The following is an 18491-nucleotide window of genomic DNA, read 5'->3' as shown; positions in this document are numbered from 1 at the left end:
GGACGAAGCGAAGACCCTGAAGCAGGGCGATGCGCTCAAAGGCGATATCGCCTTCACGCTCTACGACACCTACGGCTTCCCGCTCGATCTGACGCAGGATGCGCTGCGGCCGCGCGGCATCGCGGTCGATCTCGAGGGCTTCAACGCGGCGATGGAGCAGCAGAAGGCCAAGGCGCGCGAGTCCTGGAAAGGCTCGGGCGATGCGGCGGCCGAAACCGTGTTCTTCGGTCTGCGCGAGAAGCTCGGGGCGACGGAATTCCTCGGCTACGAGACCGAACGGGCCGAGGGCGTGGTGCTGGCGCTCCTCAATGACGGCAAGGAGGTCGCTGAACTGAGAAAGGGCGACACCGGCATTGTCATCGTCAACCAGACGCCGTTCTACGGCGAGTCCGGCGGCCAGGTCGGCGACACCGGCACCATCACCGGCGACGGCGTGACGTTCCGCGTGACCGATACGCAGAAAAAGGCGGGCGATCTGTTCGTGCATCTCGGCGTCGTGGAGGAGGGCGCCTTGAAGCCCGGCCAGGCGCTGCAGCTCGTGGTCGATCACGATCGCCGCTCCGCCATCCGCGCCAACCATTCCGCAACCCATCTCTTGCACGAGGCGCTGCGCCAGGTGCTCGGCGATCACGTTGCGCAGAAGGGCTCGCTCGTCGCCCCCGAGCGGCTGCGTTTCGACTTCTCGCATCCAAAGCCGATGACCGCCGAGGAAATCGAGAAAGTCGAAGACCTCGCCAATGACTTCGTGATCCAGAATTCCCCCGTCACCACGCGCCTGATGGCGATCGACGATGCGCGCGCCTCCGGGGCCCGCGCGCTGTTCGGCGAAAAATACGGCGACGAGGTTCGCGTCGTGGCCATGGGCGATCCCGGACCCGGCGGGAATGCGCTCGGCTGGTCGGTCGAACTCTGTGGCGGCACCCATGTGCAACGGACCGGAGACATCGGCCTGATTTCCGTGGTGTCGGATCAGGGCGTTGCCGCCGGCGTGCGGCGCCTGGAAGCGCTGACCGGACGCGCCGCCCGCAAGGCCGCGAATGCCACGGTCCAGGCGGCGCAGGCGGTCGCGGCCGACCTGCTCCGGGTTTCGGTTGCGGACATGCCGGCGCGCGTGACCCAGCTTCTCGACGAACGCAAGAAGCTCGAACGCGACCTTGCCGAGGCACGCAAGAAGCTCGCCATGGGCGGCGGCAAGACCAACGGCGAGGACGGCATCAAGACCGTCGGCGACGTGAAGCTGCTCGCGCGTGCCGTGAGCGGCATCGATATCAAGGACCTGAAGGGGCTCGCCGACGAGGGCAAGAAGCAGGTCGGGTCCGGTGTCGTCGCGCTGGTCGCCACCAGCGAGGACGGCAAGGGCAGCATCGTGGTCGGCGTCACGCCCGATCTGGTGTCGCGATTCTCCGCCATCGATCTCGTGCGCAAGGCGTCCGAGGCGCTGGGCGGCAAGGGCGGCGGCGGCAAGCCGGACATGGCGCAGGCCGGCGGGCCCGACGGGTCCAAGGCCGATGCGGCGCTGCGCGCCATCGAGACCGCGCTCGGCGCGGCCTGAGGGCACGCAAGGCGCGTCACCATCTCCCTCAACGACGGGGTGACGGGGGCCTCTCGTTTCGATAGGCAGATTCTTGCCGAACCGATCCGCTTTGCAGCATCGTGTTCGCTGCATCTGACGAGTGAGTCTCCTTCCGCGGAGGGGGGAGGGAGAAGAGCAGGGATCGACGACTGTGCTGCATGCGGAACACCTGAAAGGCGTCCTGATCTTTCTTGTGGCCGCGGGGATCGTCGTCCCCCTGCTGCACCGCTATCTCGGGACGGTCCTCGGTTTCCTCCTTGTCGGTCTTGTGCTCGGGCCGTACGGCATCGGCTATCTCGACGACTATTACCCCATCCTCAGTTACATCACGCTGGAAGACCCGAAGGCGGCGGAGCCGCTCGCCGAACTCGGCGTCGTGTTCCTGCTGTTTTTGCTCGGGATGGAATTGTCGATCCCCCGCCTGTGGCAATTGCGGCGCTACGTGCTGGGCGTCGGCCTCGTACAGGTCGGCGTCTGCATATTCGTCATTGGCACGGCGATCCGGTTCAGCGGCATCACGCCCCCGGCCGGCCTGATCCTTGGCATGTGCTTCGCGCTGTCGTCGACGGCGATCGTGATGCAGCTTCTGATCGACCAGCATCGCGCGGCGAGCCCGGTCGGGCGCGTCGCGCTGTCGGTGCTGCTGTTCCAGGATCTGTGCGTCGTCCCGGTGCTGTTCACCGTCGGCATTCTCGAAGCGCGCAGCGCCGGCGACAAATCGCTGGTCCATCTCCTCCTGCCCTTTGCGCAGGCTTTCGCGGCGGTCGCGCTCATCATGGTGATTGGGCGCTACATCGTGACGCCGCTGATGCGTTCGGCGGCGCGCACCGGCAGTCGCGAATTGATCATGGCGATCACGCTGACCATTGTGGTCGGCATTTCGGCAGCGACCGGCGCCTCGGGCCTTTCTGTCGCGCTCGGCGCATTCCTCGCGGGATTGCTGCTCTCCGACAGCGAATATCGTCACCAGATCGAGGTCGATCTCGATCCGTTCAAGGGGCTGTTGCTCGGCATCTTCTTCGTGTCCGTCGGCATGGCGATCGATCTCCAGGTGGTGTGGGCCCATATCGGCTGGATCCTGCTCGCGCTCATCGGTCTGATCGTCGTCAAGGCGGCGGCTCTCTACCTGGCTGCCCGCCTGTTCCGGGTCGCGCGTCCCGTCGCCGCCGAGATTGCGCTGCTGCTCGCGCAAGGCGGCGAATTCGCGTTCATCGTCATCGGCCTTTCGACCGCCAAGGGGCTCCTTGACGTTGAAATCGCGACCTCCGCGATCGCGGTCGCCGGCCTCAGCATGATGATCACGCCGCTCCTGGCCGCAATCGCGCGCCGCCTTGGCGAGCGCCTGGAGACGGCGGATCAGGAAGCGCAGCACTCGCCCGACGCGGCGATGACCGGGCTGCGCGATCATGTGGTGATCGGCGGTTTCGGACGGGTCGGCCAGACAATCGCGAAAGTGCTCGACAGCGAGAACGTGCCCTGGATCGCGTTCGACACCAACGGCGCCTTGGTGACGGAGCAGCGTGAGAAGAATCGCCCGGTCTATTTCGGCGATGCCAGCCGCCACGAGATCTTGCACCATGCCGGCTACAAGAGGGCGCGCGCGTTCATCGTCACGCTCGGCAGCGCGGAGGCGACCGAGCGGATGGTGATGGAGATCGTCAAGTTGCGGCCTCGCGCCGTGGTCCTGGCACGCGCACGGGATGCCCAGCATGCGACGCGCCTGACCGAACTCGGCGCGACCGACGCGATCCCGGAAGCGGTGGAGGCGAGCCTGCAGCTCGCCGGGCGCCTTCTGGAAAATCTCGACTTCCCCGACGACGTGGCCGATCGGCGCATCGCCGAAGTTCGCAATCTCGAAGTCGTGGCGGTGCGGCGCGCGGCAAAAAAGGCGCGCAAGGCGGAGAAGGTTGCCGCAAAGACGGCGAAGGTCAGCGATCCTTCGGCCTGACGCACATTCCGATTTCGCAGGGGCAGCCGTTCGCTGTCATCGCCCGCGAAAGCGGCGATCCAGTGAGGACAACGCCGCTTCGATCCGGTTGAACCTCAGGCCATCGCCTTTTTCAGGTTCGCGTCGATCTTGTCGAGGAAGCCTGTGGTCGAAAGCCACTTCTGGTCCGGCCCGACCAGAAGCGCGAGATCCTTCGTCATGAAGCCGGATTCGACCGTGGCGACGCAGACCTTTTCCAGCGTTTGTGCGAATGTCGCGAGCTCGGCGTTGTTGTCGAGCTTGGCGCGGTGCGCAAGGCCGCGGGTCCAGGCGAAGATCGAGGCGATCGAGTTGGTCGAGGTCTCGTTGCCCTTCTGATGCTCGCGATAGTGGCGGGTCACCGTGCCATGGGCGGCTTCCGATTCCACGATCTTGCCGTCCGGTGTCATCAGCACCGAGGTCATCAGCCCGAGCGAGCCGAAGCCCTGCGCCACGGTGTCGGACTGCACATCGCCGTCATAGTTCTTGCAAGCCCAGACATAGCCGCCCGACCATTTCAGCGCTGAGGCAACCATGTCGTCGATCAGCCGGTGCTGATAGACGAGATTGCGCTTGTCGAACTCGGCCTTGAAATCCTTGTCGAAAATCTCCTGGAACAGCTCCATGAAGCGGCCGTCATATTGCTTCAGGATGGTGTTCTTGGTCGACAAATAGACCGAGAAGTTGCGTGACAGGCCGTAATTGAAGGACGCGTAGGCGAAGTCGCGGATGGAATCGTCAAGATTGTACATCGCCATGGTGACGCCCGAGCCGGGAGCCTTGAAGACTTCCTTTTCGATCACCTGACCGTCGTCGCCGGTGAATTTGATGGTCAGCGTTCCCTTGCCGGGAAACTTGAAATCGGTGGCCCGATATTGATCGCCGAAGGCGTGGCGGCCGATCACGATCGGCTGCGTCCAGCCGGGCACGAGGCGCGGAACGTTACGGCAGATGATCGGCTCGCGGAAGATCGTGCCGCCGAGGATGTTGCGGATCGTGCCGTTCGGCGAGCGCCACATCTCCTTCAGGCCGAATTCCTTCACGCGGCCTTCGTCCGGCGTGATGGTCGCGCATTTTACGGCGACGCCGACCTCCTTGGTCTTGTTGGCGGCATCGATGGTGATCTGGTCGTTGGTCTCGTCGCGCTTCTGGATGCTGAGATCGTAATAGAGGAGGTCGATATCCAGATAAGGATGGATCAGCTTGTCCTTGATGAGCTGCCAGATAATGCGGGTCATCTCATCGCCGTCCATTTCGACGACGGGATTGTGTACCTTGATCTTCGCCATGTCCGGGGGTCACCTCTTGAGCCCGCATCGATGCGGCCGTCGCATGAGACCGGACGCGCGGGCGCTCACGGCAGGCGCCACGCTCGCATCCAGGGCGGCTCCTATAGCATGACTCCCGGCACGCGGAAGCTGTGCCAGCGCGTGGACTAAAGTCGCATTCCCAAGACAGCGCGCCCGCCGCCGCGCGCCCGCATGGGCGGACGCGCGAGAGGCGTTGCTCAGTTTCAGAGCGCCGCGAGCGCGGCGTTCAGCGTGGGACTTGGCCGCATCGCCGCCGATGTCTTCTTCGGGTCGGGCAGGTAATAGCCGCCGGTATCGACCGGCTTGCCCTGCGCGGCGATCAGTTCGGCGTTGATCTTGGCCTCGTTCTTTTCGAGCGTCTCGGCCAGCGGCTTGAAGCGGGCGGCCAGCTCCTTGTCCTTGGTTTGCGCGGCTAGCGCCTGCGCCCAGTAGAGCGCAAGGTAGAAATGGCTGCCGCGATTGTCGATTTCGCCGACCTTGCGGGCAGGCGAACGGTTGTTGTCGAGGATCTTGCCGATCGCGGTGTCGAGCGTCTCGGCGAGAACCTGCGCCTTGTCGTTCTTGTAGGTCTGCGCCAGATGCTCGAGCGAGGCGCCGAGCGCAAGGAATTCGCCGAGCGAATCCCAGCGCAGGTAGCCTTCCTTCTGGAACTGCTCCACGTGCTTTGGCGCAGAGCCGCCGGCTCCGGTCTCGAACATGCCGCCGCCCGCGAGCAGGGGGACGATCGAGAGCATCTTGGCCGAGGTGCCGAGCTCCATGATCGGGAACAGGTCCGTCAGGTAGTCGCGCAGAATGTTGCCGGTGACGGAAATCGTGTCCTGGCCCTTGCGGATCCGCTCGAGCGAGAACTTCATCGCGTCGACCGGAGCCATGATGCGGATATCGAGCCCGCTGGTGTCGTGGTCCTTCAGATAAGTCTCGACCTTCTTGATCAGCTCGGCGTCGTGGGCGCGGTTCTTGTCGAGCCAGAACACGGCGGGCGTGTTGGTAAGACGCGCGCGCCGCACGCCAAGCTTCACCCAGTCACGCACTGCGGCGTCCTTGAGCTCGCACATGCGGAAGATGTCGCCGGCCTCGACCGGGCGCTCCAGCAGCACCTTGCCGTCGTCGGTGACGACGCGGACGGTGCCGCTCCCCGAAATCTCGAAGGTCTTGTCGTGCGAGCCGTATTCCTCGGCCTTCTGCGCCATCAGGCCGACATTCGGCACCGAGCCCATGGTCTTGGGGTCGAACGCGCCGTTTGCCTTGCAGTCGTCGATCACCGCCTGATACAGCCGCGAATAGGAGCGGTCCGGAATCACCGCCTTGGTGTCGTGCAGCTTGCCGTCGGGGCCCCACATCTTGCCGCCTTCGCGGATCATCGCCGGCATCGTGGCGTCGATGATGAAGTCGCTGGGAACGTGCAGGCCAGTGATGCCCTTGTCGGAATTGACCATGGCAAGGGCCGGCCGTTTTGCGTATTCGGCCGCGATATCGTCCTTGATCGCCTTTTTCTCGGTCTCCGGCAGCGTCTCGATCTTCGCCAGCAGATCGCCGAAGCCGTTGTTGAGATTGACACCGAGCTTCTTCAGCGTCGCGGCATGCTTCTCGATCACGTCGGAGAAGAACGACGAAACGGCGTGGCCGAAGATGATGGGATCGGAGATCTTCATCATCGTCGCCTTGACGTGCAGCGAGAACAGCACGCCCTGCTTCCTGGCGTCCTCGATCTGCTCGTCGAAGAATTTGCGCAGCGCCGCGGCGCTCATGACCGCGGCGTCGATGATCTCGCCGTCATCGAGCGCGGTCTTTGCCTTCAGCACCGTGACGGCGCCGTCCTTGCCGACGAATTCGATGCGCACGTTGGTCGCCTTGTCGACCGTGGTCGCGATTTCCGAACCGTAATAGTCGCCGCTCGACATGTGGGCGACGTGCGACTTCGAATCCTTGGTCCAGGCGCCCATCTTGTGCGGGTTCTTGCGGGCGTAGTTCTTGACCGCGGCGGCGGCACGGCGATCGGAATTGCCCTCGCGCAGCACCGGGTTGACGACGCTGCCGAATATCCTGGCGTAGCGCGCCCGGATCTCTTTCTCGGCGTCCGTCGCCGGATTTTCCGGATAGTCCGGAACGTCGTAGCCCTTGTCCTGCAGCTCCTTGATCGCGGCCTTCAGCTGGGGGATCGATGCCGAGATGTTCGGAAGCTTCATGATGTTGGCTTCCGGCTTCAACGTCAGATTGCCGAGCTCGGTCAGTTCGTCGTTGATCCGCTGCTCGGGCTTCAGCCGTTCGGGGAAGGCGGCGATGATGCGGCCGGCGAGGGAAATGTCCTTCAGCTTCACCGACACGCCCGCCGCGCCGACGAAGGCCTCGACGATCGGCAGGAGCGAATAGGTCGCAAGCGCCGGGGCTTCATCGACTTTCGTCCACATAATTTCGAGATTTTTCATGCCTTGACCCCTGGTCGCCTGTCTCTCAGCGCGCGCCCTATAGCACCCGTCCCCGGCCGGTCAAAGCCTCGCGAGCGGACCGCCCCCGGGGCCTAGCCAGGCGGTCAGCCGCGCACGTAAAGCGCGCGGTCCGTGACCACGAAATCGATCCGGCCGTCGGTCAGCGCGCGCGCGCACTCGGACGGCGTATTCACGATCGGCTCTTCGTGGACGTTGAACGAGGTGTTGACGAGGGCCGCCAGCCCGGTGGCGCCTTCGAACGCGGTGAGGATGTCGTGGTAGAGCGGATTGTCGGCGCGCTCGATCACCTGCGGCCGCGCCGATTGGTCGACATGGACCACCGCGGCGATGCGCCGGCGCCAGTCGGGCCGCACGTCGGTCGCGATGGTCATGTAGCGGCAGGCGCGGGCGTTGACTTTCGTGATGTCGAAGACGTCCCCGGCGCGCTCGGCGGTCGCCACCGGCGCGAACGGCATGAATTCGGAGCGCGACAGCCGCTCGTTGAGGAGGTCGTGGGTCTCCCGCCGTGAGGGATTGGCGAGAATGGTGCGGTTGCCCAGCGCTCGTGGCCCAAATTCCATCCGTCCGGTGTAGATTGCGCCGAGCTGCCCCGCCACGAGGCGCTGGACGCTGCCGGCGACCGGCGCTTCCTCGGTCCGTTTCACATTCGGGATCGCGGCGAGGGCTGCATCGACCGTATCGGTGTAATCGCGGCCGAGATAGACCGGGCCGAGATCGCGGCGGTTCTTCAGCCATGTGGCGAGGCCGTCGCGGCGCAGCAGGAAGGCGAGGGCGCCGCCAACCGGAAGCCCGTCGTCACCCATCGCCGGGAAGATGAAGACTTCTTCCAGTCCGAATTTTTCGGCGATGAGGCGGTTCAGCTTCACGTTCGCAAACACACCGCCCGACACCCCGACATGCTTTGCCGGATATTTCGCGAGCAGCCGCTCGAACGACGCGAGCATGGTGTCTTCGAGGACCTGCTGCACGCTCGCCGAATAGTCTTCCTTGCTGAGACCCTTCAGCAGCTGTTGCATGAAGGAGAAGATTTCGCGATCGCTCGCCAGCGTCGAATGCACGCGGCCATTGGCATCGACCGAGAACTTGGCCGCAAGCTCCGCCGCGCGCACTGGCTTGCCCATCGCCGACAGGCCCGTGACCTTGCCCTCGTGGCGCACGCGCCGGAAGCCGAGCGCCTTGGTCGCCGCGCCATACATCTTGCCGAGCGAATCCTCGACCGGCCGGGTCAGAATCGTGTCCTCGCCGCCATAGATGTCGGTCAACACGCCGTTCGCAAAATGGCGGTGACTGTAATGCACGTTGTCGCCGCCGCCATCGGCGGTGACGAGCAGCGCGTCGTCCCAGCCCGGACTGTAGAACAAGGCCGGCAGCGCATGCGCCTCGTGATGATTGTAGAAGAAGGACCGTGTGCCGTCGCGGAAGCCCTTGTCGCGCAACAGCGCAGCCGTGTCGTAGAAGCGATCGACGTCCGCGGTTCCGTGCCGATAGAGTTCCGGCATCATCTGCCGCCGCGTCTTGCCGCGCAGATGCGTGCGGTATTGCTCCTTCAGCCAGTCGAAGCCGGACAGCTGGCGGAAATACTTCGTCGGCATCAGGGTGCGGCTGTGGCACACGACGTCGACATCCTTGCGGGTGACGCCGGCGATCGAGAGCACCTCGTCGATGGCGAGATCCGGATAGGCGCCATCGCCCTTGTGGCGCGTGAGCCGCTCCAGCGACACCGCCGCCTTCAGCTCATAACCGTCGAAAACGGCCGCGGCGGCGTCATGCGAGCCGGAATGAACGCCAAGAATAAGCTGGGACATCTGGAGATCGACGATTTTCGGAGGGCGCGATCCTTTACCGGGAATTGATGCGGGGGACAACCGCCCGGACTTGGGGCCGGGGGGCTTCCAGGATCAGCGATGTGCGGGGGTCGGCAGGGTCAGATCTGCCCGTGGCGCAGCTTCGTCAGGTAATTGCCGACATACCGCTCCGAACCGACATGGACGATGGTTTCGGTGATCACCGACCAGATTTCGCCGCCGCAGCCTTCCACCCAGCGGCGGCAGAATGCGGTATCCTCTCCGCCATAGAGCCCGTGTTCGTTCGGCATCGATTCGAAACACTGCAGAACGCCCTTGGTGAGACCGAAATTGGCGTAGGTGTTCTCGATGCGCTCGCACCACAATTCGGGATAGCGCTGCTTGATCTGGTCGAAGACCTCGCGCCTGATCAGCATCACGTTCGTGGCCGCATTGCGGACCCGCAGACAAGGACCTTCAGTGACGAGGTCTGCCGAGGTGTGACGGTCGGCCGGCGCGTTCCCCGACTGGGCGAAGTCGATCGCACCGGCATTGGCATAATCCTGCGCGACAAGGCGCGCGACAGTCGGGTCCGCAATGCGATCGCGCAGGGCATAGAACTTGGCGTAATCGAACTTGCGCAGCGGCGCCATGACGCCGACCACCGGCTTCTGCGCGGCGATCATGCGCTCGATCAGCGACGGCCGAAATCCCATGTCGGCATCGACGAAGAGCAGATGCGTGAAGCTCTCGTCCTGCATCACGAGGCTTGCATAGACATTGCGCGCGAAGGACAGGACCGACAGCGAGAGAAACTTGTGATGGAAGCGAATGGCGGGGTGCTTCTCGCGGAAATGATCGAGCAGCCAGATCAGCGTATCGCAATAGGTGGTGGTCACCTGGCCGCCATAGGCCGGGGTTGCGATCAGGATTTTCATGAAATGCGCGTCTCCCGCGTCCGTCCGGCCGAATCGGCCGAAATCATCGCATGCTTTCGCATCGTGCCTTCCACCGCTATGAGGAGGCCCGGAGAACACGAAAATGCCGGGCGCCGGAACTGACAAGACCAGAAAATGGGTGGCCGAGCCCGCGCCCTGCGTCATTCTCGTCGAGCCGCAACTCGGCGAGAATATCGGCGCGGCCGCGCGTGCGATGGCGAATTTCGGGCTGTCGGAATTGCGGCTCGTCAATCCGCGCTGTGGCTGGCCGAGCCGCGAAGCCGTCATCATGGCCTCGGGCGCCGACCGCGTGCTGGACCAGGCGCGGCTGTACGGCAGCCTTGCTGACGCGATTGCCGATTGTCACTTTGTGGTTGCCGCCACGGCGCGCGGCCACGATCAGGCGAAGCCCGTGATCGGCGCGGACGAGACCGCGCGGCTCTCCGCAGAGCGCGTCGCTTCGGGGCAGCGGGCCGCCTTGGTATTCGGACGCGAGCGCAACGGGCTGGAGAACGATGAGGTCGGGCTCGCCGATGCGATCGTGACGCTTCCGGTCAATCCGGCCTTTGCCTCGCTGAACCTCGCGCAGGCGGTCGTGATCCTCGGCTACGAATGGTTCAAGCTGAAGACGCAAGGGGCGCTTCCGTTTTCGGCGCCGGACAAGTCGCCGCCCGCTCCCAAGGAGCAATTGCTTGCATTCTTCGGCGATCTCGAACGCGAGCTCGAGCGCATCGAATATTTCCGGCCGCACGAGAAGCGCGGCACGATGACCGTCAACATGCGCAATATCTTCACCCGCATGCAGCCGACCCAGCAGGACATCCGCACCCTGCACGGCATCGTCATGGCGCTGGTCGAAGGACGAAAAGGCCCGGCGCGCGGCGGTTTGCTGGACGGCCCCGAAGCCGAGATGCTCCGCGGGCTGCTGGCTCAACACGGCAAGGCGGAGGTGGTGCGCGCGGACTCGCCGGTGCGCGGGCTGGCGCGGCTGTTGCGCAGGAATCCGACCGACGCCGAGCGCGCGTTATGGGCGGCGATCACCGCGGATCGGCGCTTTGCCACGCTCGGGTTCAAGCGACAGACGCCGATCGGCCCTCATGTCGCGGATTTCGTATCCTTTCCGCTGCGGCTCGTGATCGATGTGACGCCCGACAGTGAGGACGGGAAGGCGGCCGACGCGCGGAAACACAAACTCGCCTGGATGGGCGAGCGCAATTATCGGATCGTGCAGGTGAGCGCGGCGGAGATCGGCAAGGACGTCAATGCGGTGTGCGAGACAATTCTCGCGGCCACGACCAGCTGACGATCAAAGCGCCTTGAGCTGCGCCGCGGTTCCCGCACGCAGAAATGTCAGATCGCTGCCGACGGTCAGAAATCTGAAACCCGAACGGGCCTTCTCCGTCGCGCGCTCGGCGTCGCGGCAGAACAATCCCGGTATCTTGCCGTGGCGGGCACAGGCGGCGAGCACCTTTTCGAGCCCGCCCTCGACCGCAGCCGAATGCGGATCGAGCGTCGCGCCATTCGACAAGCTGAGAGACAGATCGCCCGGGCCGACAAAGAGCACGTCGATCCCCGGCATGGCGGCAATGCGATCGAGGCTATCGAGCGCGGCCTGCGTTTCGATCATCGCGAAGGTGAGGGTCGTCGTGTTGGCCTCGGCGATATACAATTTCTGATCGGAGACGCCGGCGACCATCGCGGCGCGGTGCGCGCCGACCGAGCGCTCTCCGACCGGTGGATATTTCGCGGCCTGCACGAAGGCGCGGGCTTCGGCCTCGCCATTGATCATCGGCGCGATGATACCTTCGGCGCCCCAATCGAGCATGCGGCTGACCAGCGAATTGTGCCACAGCGGCACCCGCACGATCGGAGCGGCGCCGGCGAGATGTACATACGAAACCGCCTGAAGGGCCGACGGTTCGTCCCACATTCCGTGCTGCATATCGATCACGACCGCGCCGAAACCCTCGCGCGCAATGGCTTCGCAAACCAGCGGCTCCGGGAGACTGCACCACGCCGAGTAAACGGTTTCTCCGGCGCGCAGACGGCGGGCGAGCGAGAAGGCGGCGTTGGCCATGATCGGGACTGCGCTCTAGATTTTCGCGATGGCTACTTGGTAGTCGTTATGCGTCATCCGGAACTGGCCTTCGATCGACTTGAGGAAGGCGTCGACCCCGGGCTTCGGATTGTCCATGGGATCGGGCATCTCTTCCCAGAGATAATCGTCGAAGATCACGAGGCCGCCCGACTCCATCAAGGGCCAGGTCAGAACGCTGTCGGCATAGACCTCACGGGCGCGATGGCCGCCATCGATATAGGCGATGTCGAACCTTCGCTCTGCGACGCCGAGTGCGATCAGGGCATCCACCGAACTTGCCTTGATCTTTTCGATGCGGCCTGAAAACGCACCGGTATTGGCATCGAACCGGCGCTCGACCGAGCGCAGCAGCTCCGCGTCTTCCGGGCTGCGGGACGCCGCCTCCTGATGTTCCTGACCACCCGCAAAGGTATCGACGCAGGTCATCTGCATCTGTGGCAGGTAATTCAGGAAAAACAGCGCCGAGCGGCCTTCCCAGGAGCCGATCTCGAGCAGGCGCGTCGGCCGGTCGCGATAGGGCGCGAGCAGCTTCATCCAGTTCGGAAAGTGCCACGACGTCCAGTCCGTCACGAACGACTTGCCCTCATACCAGCGGGCCGTCTCTTCAAGCGACACGGGGCTTTGGGCTGTCTGCATGACGGTGGTTCGCTATGCTACTTGCCGGCCTGGATCTGCCTCACCGCCTCGGCGAGAAACTCTTCCATCTTGGCACGCACTTCGGCTTCGGTGGCCTTGCCGCCCAGATCCTTCACAACCTTGCGGAGCACGTCGCCGTCACCGGCTTCCTCGAAATCGGCCGCCACGACTTCCTTGGAATAGGCGTCGGCGTCAGCCCCGGTCTTGCCGAGTTCCGCCGCGGCCCACAGGCCGAGCAGCTTGTTGCGACGTGCCGTGGCCTTGAACTTCAATTCCTCATCATGCGCGAACTTTTTCTCGAAGCCTTCTTCGCGCTTGTCGAACGTAGTCATTTGCTCCTCGCTGGCGACTGTTTCTTTGCGATATATATGGGAAGGGCGACGGCGGCCATCAAAGGTCGGAATCGGACGTTAGCATGCCGATCATGCCGCCGGAAACGCGGCGGAACGTCCGTGTCGCTGGCATACCCAAGTAAGGCCGTCAAGGCAGGCATTGGCGATTCGCGCAAGCCGCCTATATGCGGCAGGTCGCGGGCCGCCCCGCAGATTGTATCTACCGGGTCGATCGGCTAGGTTGCGAGGACGGACAGGCGACCTCCGTTCGACGCGTCGCGCCGTTCGCCCCGCCGCGGACTTCAAGAATAGCAACAGGAACCCCGGCTTTCGATGGACTTCCACAAAACACGGTATATTCCGATGAGCCGCCGCCGCCGCATTTATGAAGGCAAAGCCAAAGTTCTTTACGAGGGTCCCGAACCCGGCACTTTGATCCAGCATTTCAAGGACGATGCCACGGCCTTCAATGCCAAGAAACATGAAGTGATCGAAGGCAAGGGCGTGCTGAACAACCGGATTTCGGAATATGTTTTCCAGAATCTGAACGACATCGGCGTGCCGACCCACTTCATTCGCCGCCTCAACATGCGCGAGCAGTTGATCCGCGAAGTGGAAATCATTCCGCTCGAAATCGTCGTGCGCAATGTCGCCGCGGGTTCGCTCTCGACACGGCTCGGTATCGAGGAGGGCACGCAGCTGCCGCGCTCGATCATCGAGTTCTATTACAAGAACGATCAGCTCGGCGATCCGATGGTCTCGGAGGAGCACATCACCGCATTCGCCTGGGCCAATCCGCAGGAGATCGACGACATCATGGCGCTCGCCATTCGCGTCAACGATTTTCTGTCGGGACTTTTCCTCGGCGTCGGCATTCGCCTGGTCGATTTCAAGATGGAATGCGGCCGGCTCTGGGAAAACGACATGATGCGGATCGTGGTGGCCGACGAGATCTCGCCGGACTCCTGCCGGTTGTGGGACATCAAGTCCAACGAGAAGCTCGACAAGGATCGCTTCCGCCGCGATCTCGGCGGACTGCTCGAAGCCTATACAGAAGTCGCCAAGCGGCTTGGCATCATGAACGAGGGTGAGCCGCCGCGCGGCACGGGCCCGGTTCTTGTCAAAGGTTGAGCATGCCGGCGATCGGCCGAACGCGAACGGGAGCCTTTGGCTCCCGTTTTTCGTTTGGCGGTATCGCAAGCGCGCTGGTCGCTGTTGCTGCGGCCATAACCATCGCGCTGCCGGTCTGTGCTGCGGAATATCGCGACGATGCCGGCGTCTTCACCATCTCCTATGACGAGGCGGTGTGGACATTCACGCCCGGGACCGGCGGGGGCTTCACGATTGATTGCGCGCCCAAGGCGTGCGGCGGCACCGACACAAGCTGTTTCGCTGGCCGGCTCTGGGTTCCGCTCGCGAGCGTCGCGCGGCTCACCCGCGAGTTCGATGCAAAGGACACCGAGCGCGCTGTTCTGGACGGTCTCATCAGGGAAAAGGCGGAGCGGGACAAAGGCAACGCCGATACGGGCGCGCCCGAAGTCGTTCAGCCCTACCGGTTGATCCACACCAGCATCGGCCATCCGGTCTACGCGTCCGATTACCGGGTTTCGCTCTCGGGGCAGCTGATGCGCTTTTTGTCCTTTTCCACAGCGGCGCGCAGCTATTCGGTCGCGATCGTGTGCCGGGCGCCGCAGGACGCCCTTTCGGTCTGGCGGCCCCGAATCGATGCTTTGATCGAGGGCTTCCGTCCCGCACCGGACCCGTTCTGGCTGCGCTGGCTCGCAAGGTTCGGGCTCTGAATGGTGCGGTTCCTTGTGAAAGGTTGAAGCATCCGTCTGCTCTCGCTGTGGGTACCGGATTAGAATGGCCGCCGAATCCCGGCGCTATTCTTGCTTTTGGAGACAGCATGCGATCAACGCGAGTGCACATCGTTCTGGCGGCGCTTCTCGTAGGCTCTGCCTGTGCGCAGGCCGCGGATCTGCCCGCGCCGATGCCGGTCAAGGCGCCCGTGGCAGCGCCGGCCTTCAGCTGGACCGGCCTCTATCTCGGCGCGCATCTCGGCTATGGCTGGAGCCGCACGACCTACACCGATCCGACGCTGCCGGGCTGGCAGGTCATCAACAGGCCGGACGGCATCCTGGGTGGCGGGCAGATCGGCTACAATTATCAATTCGGCGCCGTGGTGCTCGGGATCGAGGCGGATCTGTCCGCGACCGGGATCGATGGGACGACGTACGACGTCGCACCGTTCGCCGGTGACCGCTACCGCGACCAGTTGAAATGGACCGCGACCGTGGTCGGCCGCCTCGGCTATGCCTTCGACCGGACGCTGCTCTACGTGAAGGGCGGGGCCGCCTTCGCGAAGGCCGACCACGAATACCAGTGGATCGGGACGACCGCTGTCGCGACCGGCGACCGCAGCCCCTCGGGCTGGACGATCGGCGGCGGGATCGAATACGCGCTCGCGCCCAACTGGTCGGTGCGGCTCGACTATAGCTACATGGAACTCGACAAGCGCGGCGTGACCCTGGTCGAACCGAGCTATGCCTGGGTGACCGACGTCGATCAGGCGGTGCATGCGCTCAAGGTCGGGGTCAATTTCCGCCCCTGGCCGTGATGCCGGGCCGCCGCGCCCGGCGTCCGAAAGAAGCGTCCGGGCGCAATTGAGGGACGCGGCGAAGGGTGCTAGGTCGACTTTCGTCCGGCTCCGAATCTGCGGTCTGTTCTTATGAAAGCGCGCGTCACCGTCACCCTGAAATCCGGCATTCTCGATCCGCAGGGCAAGGCGATCGAGGGCGCGCTGAAATCGCTCGGCGTGTCCGGAGTTGCGAGCGTCCGCCAGGGCAAGGTGTTCGACATCGAGATCGAAGACGGCGACAAGGCGAAAGCCGAAGCCGCGCTGAAAGCCGCCGCCGAGAAGCTTCTGGCGAATACCGTGATCGAGAATTATCGCATCGAACTTCTGTGAACCCCATATCGGCGCCATGAAATCCGCTGTTCTCGTCTTTCCCGGCATCAATCGCGAGCGCGACATGGCGCGCACGCTCAGGCTTGTCTCCGGCGTTCAGCCGGCGATGGTCTGGCATGCGGAGACCGAACTGCCCGCAGGCACCGATCTCGTGGTGGTGCCGGGCGGCTTCTCCTACGGCGATTACCTGCGCTGCGGCGCGATTGCGGCGCGCGCGCCGATCATGGATGCGGTACGCGCCTTTGCGGAGAAGGGCGGTCTCGTCCTTGGCGTATGCAACGGGTTCCAGATTCTGTGCGAGTCCGGCCTTCTGCCCGGCGTCTTGATGCGCAATGCGAGGCTGAAATTCGTCTGCCGCGATGTGCATCTGCGGGTGGAGCGCTCCGACACGCCCTTCACGCGCGGCTACAATGCCGGGCAGGTGATCCGGGTGCCGGTGGCGCATGGCGAAGGCAACTGGATCGCGGACGCCGAGACGATCCGCCGCGTCGAGGACGGAGGGCAGGTGATCTTCCGTTATTGCGCGCCGGACGGTGAGCTCGGCGAGACATCCAACATCAACGGCGCCACCAACGGCATCGCCGGCATCGTCAACGCGCGTGGCAATGTCGCCGGCATGATGCCGCATCCGGAAAATCACGTCGAAAGCATCATCGGCTGCACCGACGGACGCGGCCTGTTCGCGGGGCTCGCGGCGCAGTTCGGCAAAGCGGCCTGACTTGGCGGCGTGACTTGGCGGCGTGACTTGGCCGCGTGACTTGGCGGCGTAACCTCGCGGGGTAACTTGGCGGGGTAACTTTGGCCCCGTAGATTTCCCTGACCGGGCGCTGAACCGGACCTGCCGCGGGGCCGGCACCTTGTGGGACCGCATTTTCCGGATCCAGCGCCCGCAGCCGCGCTGATTGCCTTTCCCCGGCCTGGCCGCCTGCAGGGGCCCGATCGCCTGAAATAAGGCGTGGATGGCCCCCATGGCCGACCTGAAAAAGGTGAAAAGCCGAGGCGGTTCGACTACATACGGCGCGTGAGCCGCCCCGAACCCAAAATCACGCCCGAACTGGTCGCCGAACACGGCCTCAAGCCGGACGAGTATCAGCGCATCCTCGACCTGATCGGCCGCGAGCCGACGCTGACCGAGCTCGGCATCTTCTCGGCGATGTGGAACGAGCATTGCTCGTACAAATCCTCGAAGGTGCATCTGCGCGGTCTTCCGACGGAAGCCCCATGGGTGATCCAGGGGCCCGGCGAGAATGCCGGCGTGATCGATATCGGCGACGGCCTTGCTGTGGTCTTCAAGATGGAGAGCCACAATCATCCGAGCTTCATCGAGCCCTATCAGGGCGCGGGGACCGGGGTTGGCGGAATCCTGCGCGACGTCTTCACCATGGGCGCGCGACCGATCGCGGCGCTGAACGCGCTCTCGTTTGGCGATCCGGCCCATCCGAAGACGCGGCATCTGGTATCCGGCGTGGTGGCCGGCATCGGCGGCTACGGCAATTCCTTCGGCGTGCCGACCGTCGGCGGACAAGTGCGCTTCCACACCCGCTATGACGGCAACATCCTCGTCAATGCGATGGCGGTCGGACTCGCGCGCGCCGATGCGATCTTCTACGCGGCGGCGTCGGGCGTCGGCATGCCGATCGTCTATCTCGGTTCGAAGACCGGGCGCGACGGCATCCACGGCGCGTCGATGGCGTCCGCTGAATTCGACGACGATTCCGAGGAGAAGCGTCCGACCGTGCAGGTCGGCGATCCATTCGCCGAAAAGCTGCTGCTCGAAGCCTGCCTCGAGATCATGGAGAAGGGCTGTGTGATCGCGATCCAGGACATGGGCGCGGCCGGCCTCACATGCTCCGCGGTCGAGATGGGCGCCAAGGGCGATCTCGGCGTCACCCTCGATCTCGAAAAGGTGCCGACCCGCGAAGCCGGCATGACCGGCTACGAGATGATGCTCTCGGAGAGCCAGGAGCGCATGCTCATGGTGCTCAAGCCCGAGAAGGAAAAGGAAGCCGAGGACATCTTCCGCAAATGGGGACTCGACTTCGCGATCGTCGGCGAGACCACGCCGACCAAGCGCTTCCTCATCCGCCATCACGGCGAGACGCTGGCCGATCTTCCGATCAAGGAACTGGGCGACGAGGCGCCGGTCTATAACCGGCCGTTGGTCGAGACACCGAAGAAGCCGGCGATCGACGCGAAGGACGTGAAGGCGCCGCTGTCAAATGCAGACGCGCTGCTCAAACTGATCGGCTCGCCGGATCTGTGCTCCAAGCGCTGGGTGTGGGAGCAATACGACCACATCATCGGCGGCAATACCGTGCAGCGGCCGGGTGGCGACGCCGCGGTGGTGCGCGTCGAGGACGGTCCGAAGGGCCTTGCGATGACCTGCGATGTGACGCCGCGTTATTGCGAGGCCGATCCGTTCGAGGGCGGCAAGCAGGC

The 18491-nt window shown here is 64.2% G+C and carries 16 protein-coding genes; 9 read left to right on the top strand and 7 right to left on the bottom strand.

Annotated features, from left to right (window positions below; translation table 11 throughout):
• Positions 1–1552, top strand: a 1552-nt coding sequence (locus VN004_RS21520; RefSeq protein WP_325614225.1) for an alanine--tRNA ligase-related protein, incomplete at its 5' end; no start/stop codon positions are given.
• 172 nt (positions 1553–1724) lie between these two features.
• Complete coding sequence (locus VN004_RS21515; RefSeq protein WP_325614224.1) at positions 1725–3521, top strand: cation:proton antiporter; 1797 nt, start codon at positions 1725–1727, stop codon at positions 3519–3521.
• A gap of 95 nt (positions 3522–3616) precedes the next feature.
• On the opposite strand, the gene VN004_RS21510 is transcribed toward VN004_RS21515, so the two are convergent.
• From VN004_RS21510 to VN004_RS21495, 4 genes are all read right to left on the bottom strand, one after another.
• Positions 3617–4828 (bottom strand): NADP-dependent isocitrate dehydrogenase, encoded by a 1212-nt coding sequence (locus VN004_RS21510; protein ID WP_325614223.1) that lies wholly within the window; start codon positions 4826–4828, stop codon positions 3617–3619.
• A gap of 224 nt (positions 4829–5052) precedes the next feature.
• Positions 5053–7275, bottom strand: a complete 2223-nt coding sequence (locus VN004_RS21505) for an NADP-dependent isocitrate dehydrogenase (RefSeq protein ID WP_325614222.1) — start codon at positions 7273–7275, stop codon at positions 5053–5055.
• Positions 7276–7379: 104 nt separating this feature from the next.
• Complete coding sequence (locus VN004_RS21500) at positions 7380–9101, bottom strand: carbamoyltransferase C-terminal domain-containing protein (RefSeq protein WP_325614221.1); 1722 nt, start codon at positions 9099–9101, stop codon at positions 7380–7382.
• A gap of 119 nt (positions 9102–9220) precedes the next feature.
• The gene (locus VN004_RS21495) at positions 9221–10018 is read right to left on the bottom strand and encodes a hypothetical protein (RefSeq protein ID WP_325614220.1); all 798 of its coding nucleotides are present in this window, start codon (positions 10016–10018) and stop codon (positions 9221–9223) included.
• 103 nt (positions 10019–10121) lie between these two features.
• On the opposite strand from VN004_RS21495, the gene VN004_RS21490 reads away from it, so the two are divergent.
• Positions 10122–11321 (top strand): TrmJ/YjtD family RNA methyltransferase, encoded by a 1200-nt coding sequence (locus VN004_RS21490; protein ID WP_325614219.1) that lies wholly within the window; start codon positions 10122–10124, stop codon positions 11319–11321.
• Between the two features lie 3 nt (positions 11322–11324).
• Here the strand turns inward: VN004_RS21490 and VN004_RS21485 are convergent, their stop codons facing one another.
• From VN004_RS21485 to VN004_RS21475, 3 genes are read right to left on the bottom strand one after another with little or no spacing between them, the layout of a single operon-like run.
• On the bottom strand, positions 11325–12095 hold the full coding sequence (locus VN004_RS21485) for an HpcH/HpaI aldolase family protein (protein ID WP_325614218.1): 771 nt from the start codon (positions 12093–12095) through the stop codon (positions 11325–11327).
• 15 nt (positions 12096–12110) lie between these two features.
• The gene (locus VN004_RS21480; protein WP_325614217.1) at positions 12111–12752 is read right to left on the bottom strand and encodes a class I SAM-dependent methyltransferase; all 642 of its coding nucleotides are present in this window, start codon (positions 12750–12752) and stop codon (positions 12111–12113) included.
• Between the two features lie 17 nt (positions 12753–12769).
• Entirely contained in the window at positions 12770–13084 is a 315-nt protein-coding gene (locus tag VN004_RS21475; RefSeq protein WP_325614216.1) for a DUF1476 domain-containing protein, read from the bottom strand.
• Positions 13085–13417: 333 nt separating this feature from the next.
• On the opposite strand from VN004_RS21475, the gene purC reads away from it, so the two are divergent.
• From purC to purL, 6 genes are all read left to right on the top strand, one after another.
• Positions 13418–14215 (top strand): phosphoribosylaminoimidazolesuccinocarboxamide synthase, encoded by a 798-nt coding sequence (gene purC / locus VN004_RS21470; protein WP_325614215.1) that lies wholly within the window; start codon positions 13418–13420, stop codon positions 14213–14215.
• Between the two features lie 2 nt (positions 14216–14217).
• A complete protein-coding gene (locus tag VN004_RS21465; protein WP_325614214.1) occupies positions 14218–14883 on the top strand; it encodes a hypothetical protein in 666 nt (221 codons plus the stop codon).
• Positions 14884–14990: 107 nt separating this feature from the next.
• The gene (locus tag VN004_RS21460; protein WP_325614213.1) at positions 14991–15701 is read left to right on the top strand and encodes an outer membrane protein; all 711 of its coding nucleotides are present in this window, start codon (positions 14991–14993) and stop codon (positions 15699–15701) included.
• 111 nt (positions 15702–15812) lie between these two features.
• Positions 15813–16052, top strand: a complete 240-nt coding sequence (purS, locus tag VN004_RS21455; RefSeq protein WP_325614212.1) for a phosphoribosylformylglycinamidine synthase subunit PurS — start codon at positions 15813–15815, stop codon at positions 16050–16052.
• Between the two features lie 16 nt (positions 16053–16068).
• Complete coding sequence (gene purQ, locus VN004_RS21450) at positions 16069–16770, top strand: phosphoribosylformylglycinamidine synthase subunit PurQ (protein WP_325614211.1); 702 nt, start codon at positions 16069–16071, stop codon at positions 16768–16770.
• A gap of 303 nt (positions 16771–17073) precedes the next feature.
• On the top strand, positions 17074–18491 hold a 1418-nt coding region (purL, locus tag VN004_RS21445), incomplete at its 3' end, for a phosphoribosylformylglycinamidine synthase subunit PurL (protein ID WP_325614210.1).

Origin of the sequence: Pseudorhodoplanes sp. (assembly GCF_035565855.1) — a bacterium.
Lineage (GTDB): Bacteria > Pseudomonadota > Alphaproteobacteria > Rhizobiales > Xanthobacteraceae > Pseudorhodoplanes.
The sequence above is the reverse complement of the archived record's forward strand: the minus strand, read 5'-3'. Positions and strand labels throughout refer to the sequence as shown.

Coding starts and splice junctions, on each gene's coding strand:
- VN004_RS21465 (WP_325614214.1), top strand. CDS start 14,218: ATGCCGGCGATCGGCCGAACGCGAACGGGAGCCTTTGGCTCCCGTTTT.
- VN004_RS21475 (WP_325614216.1), bottom strand. CDS start 13,084: ATGACTACGTTCGACAAGCGCGAAGAAGGCTTCGAGAAAAAGTTCGCG.
- purS (WP_325614212.1), top strand. CDS start 15,813: ATGAAAGCGCGCGTCACCGTCACCCTGAAATCCGGCATTCTCGATCCG.
- VN004_RS21485 (WP_325614218.1), bottom strand. CDS start 12,095: ATGGCCAACGCCGCCTTCTCGCTCGCCCGCCGTCTGCGCGCCGGAGAA.
- VN004_RS21480 (WP_325614217.1), bottom strand. CDS start 12,752: ATGCAGACAGCCCAAAGCCCCGTGTCGCTTGAAGAGACGGCCCGCTGG.
- VN004_RS21495 (WP_325614220.1), bottom strand. CDS start 10,018: ATGAAAATCCTGATCGCAACCCCGGCCTATGGCGGCCAGGTGACCACC.
- purC (WP_325614215.1), top strand. CDS start 13,418: ATGGACTTCCACAAAACACGGTATATTCCGATGAGCCGCCGCCGCCGC.
- VN004_RS21460 (WP_325614213.1), top strand. CDS start 14,991: ATGCGATCAACGCGAGTGCACATCGTTCTGGCGGCGCTTCTCGTAGGC.
- VN004_RS21500 (WP_325614221.1), bottom strand. CDS start 9,101: ATGTCCCAGCTTATTCTTGGCGTTCATTCCGGCTCGCATGACGCCGCC.
- VN004_RS21490 (WP_325614219.1), top strand. CDS start 10,122: ATGCCGGGCGCCGGAACTGACAAGACCAGAAAATGGGTGGCCGAGCCC.
- purQ (WP_325614211.1), top strand. CDS start 16,069: ATGAAATCCGCTGTTCTCGTCTTTCCCGGCATCAATCGCGAGCGCGAC.
- VN004_RS21505 (WP_325614222.1), bottom strand. CDS start 7,275: ATGAAAAATCTCGAAATTATGTGGACGAAAGTCGATGAAGCCCCGGCG.
- VN004_RS21510 (WP_325614223.1), bottom strand. CDS start 4,828: ATGGCGAAGATCAAGGTACACAATCCCGTCGTCGAAATGGACGGCGAT.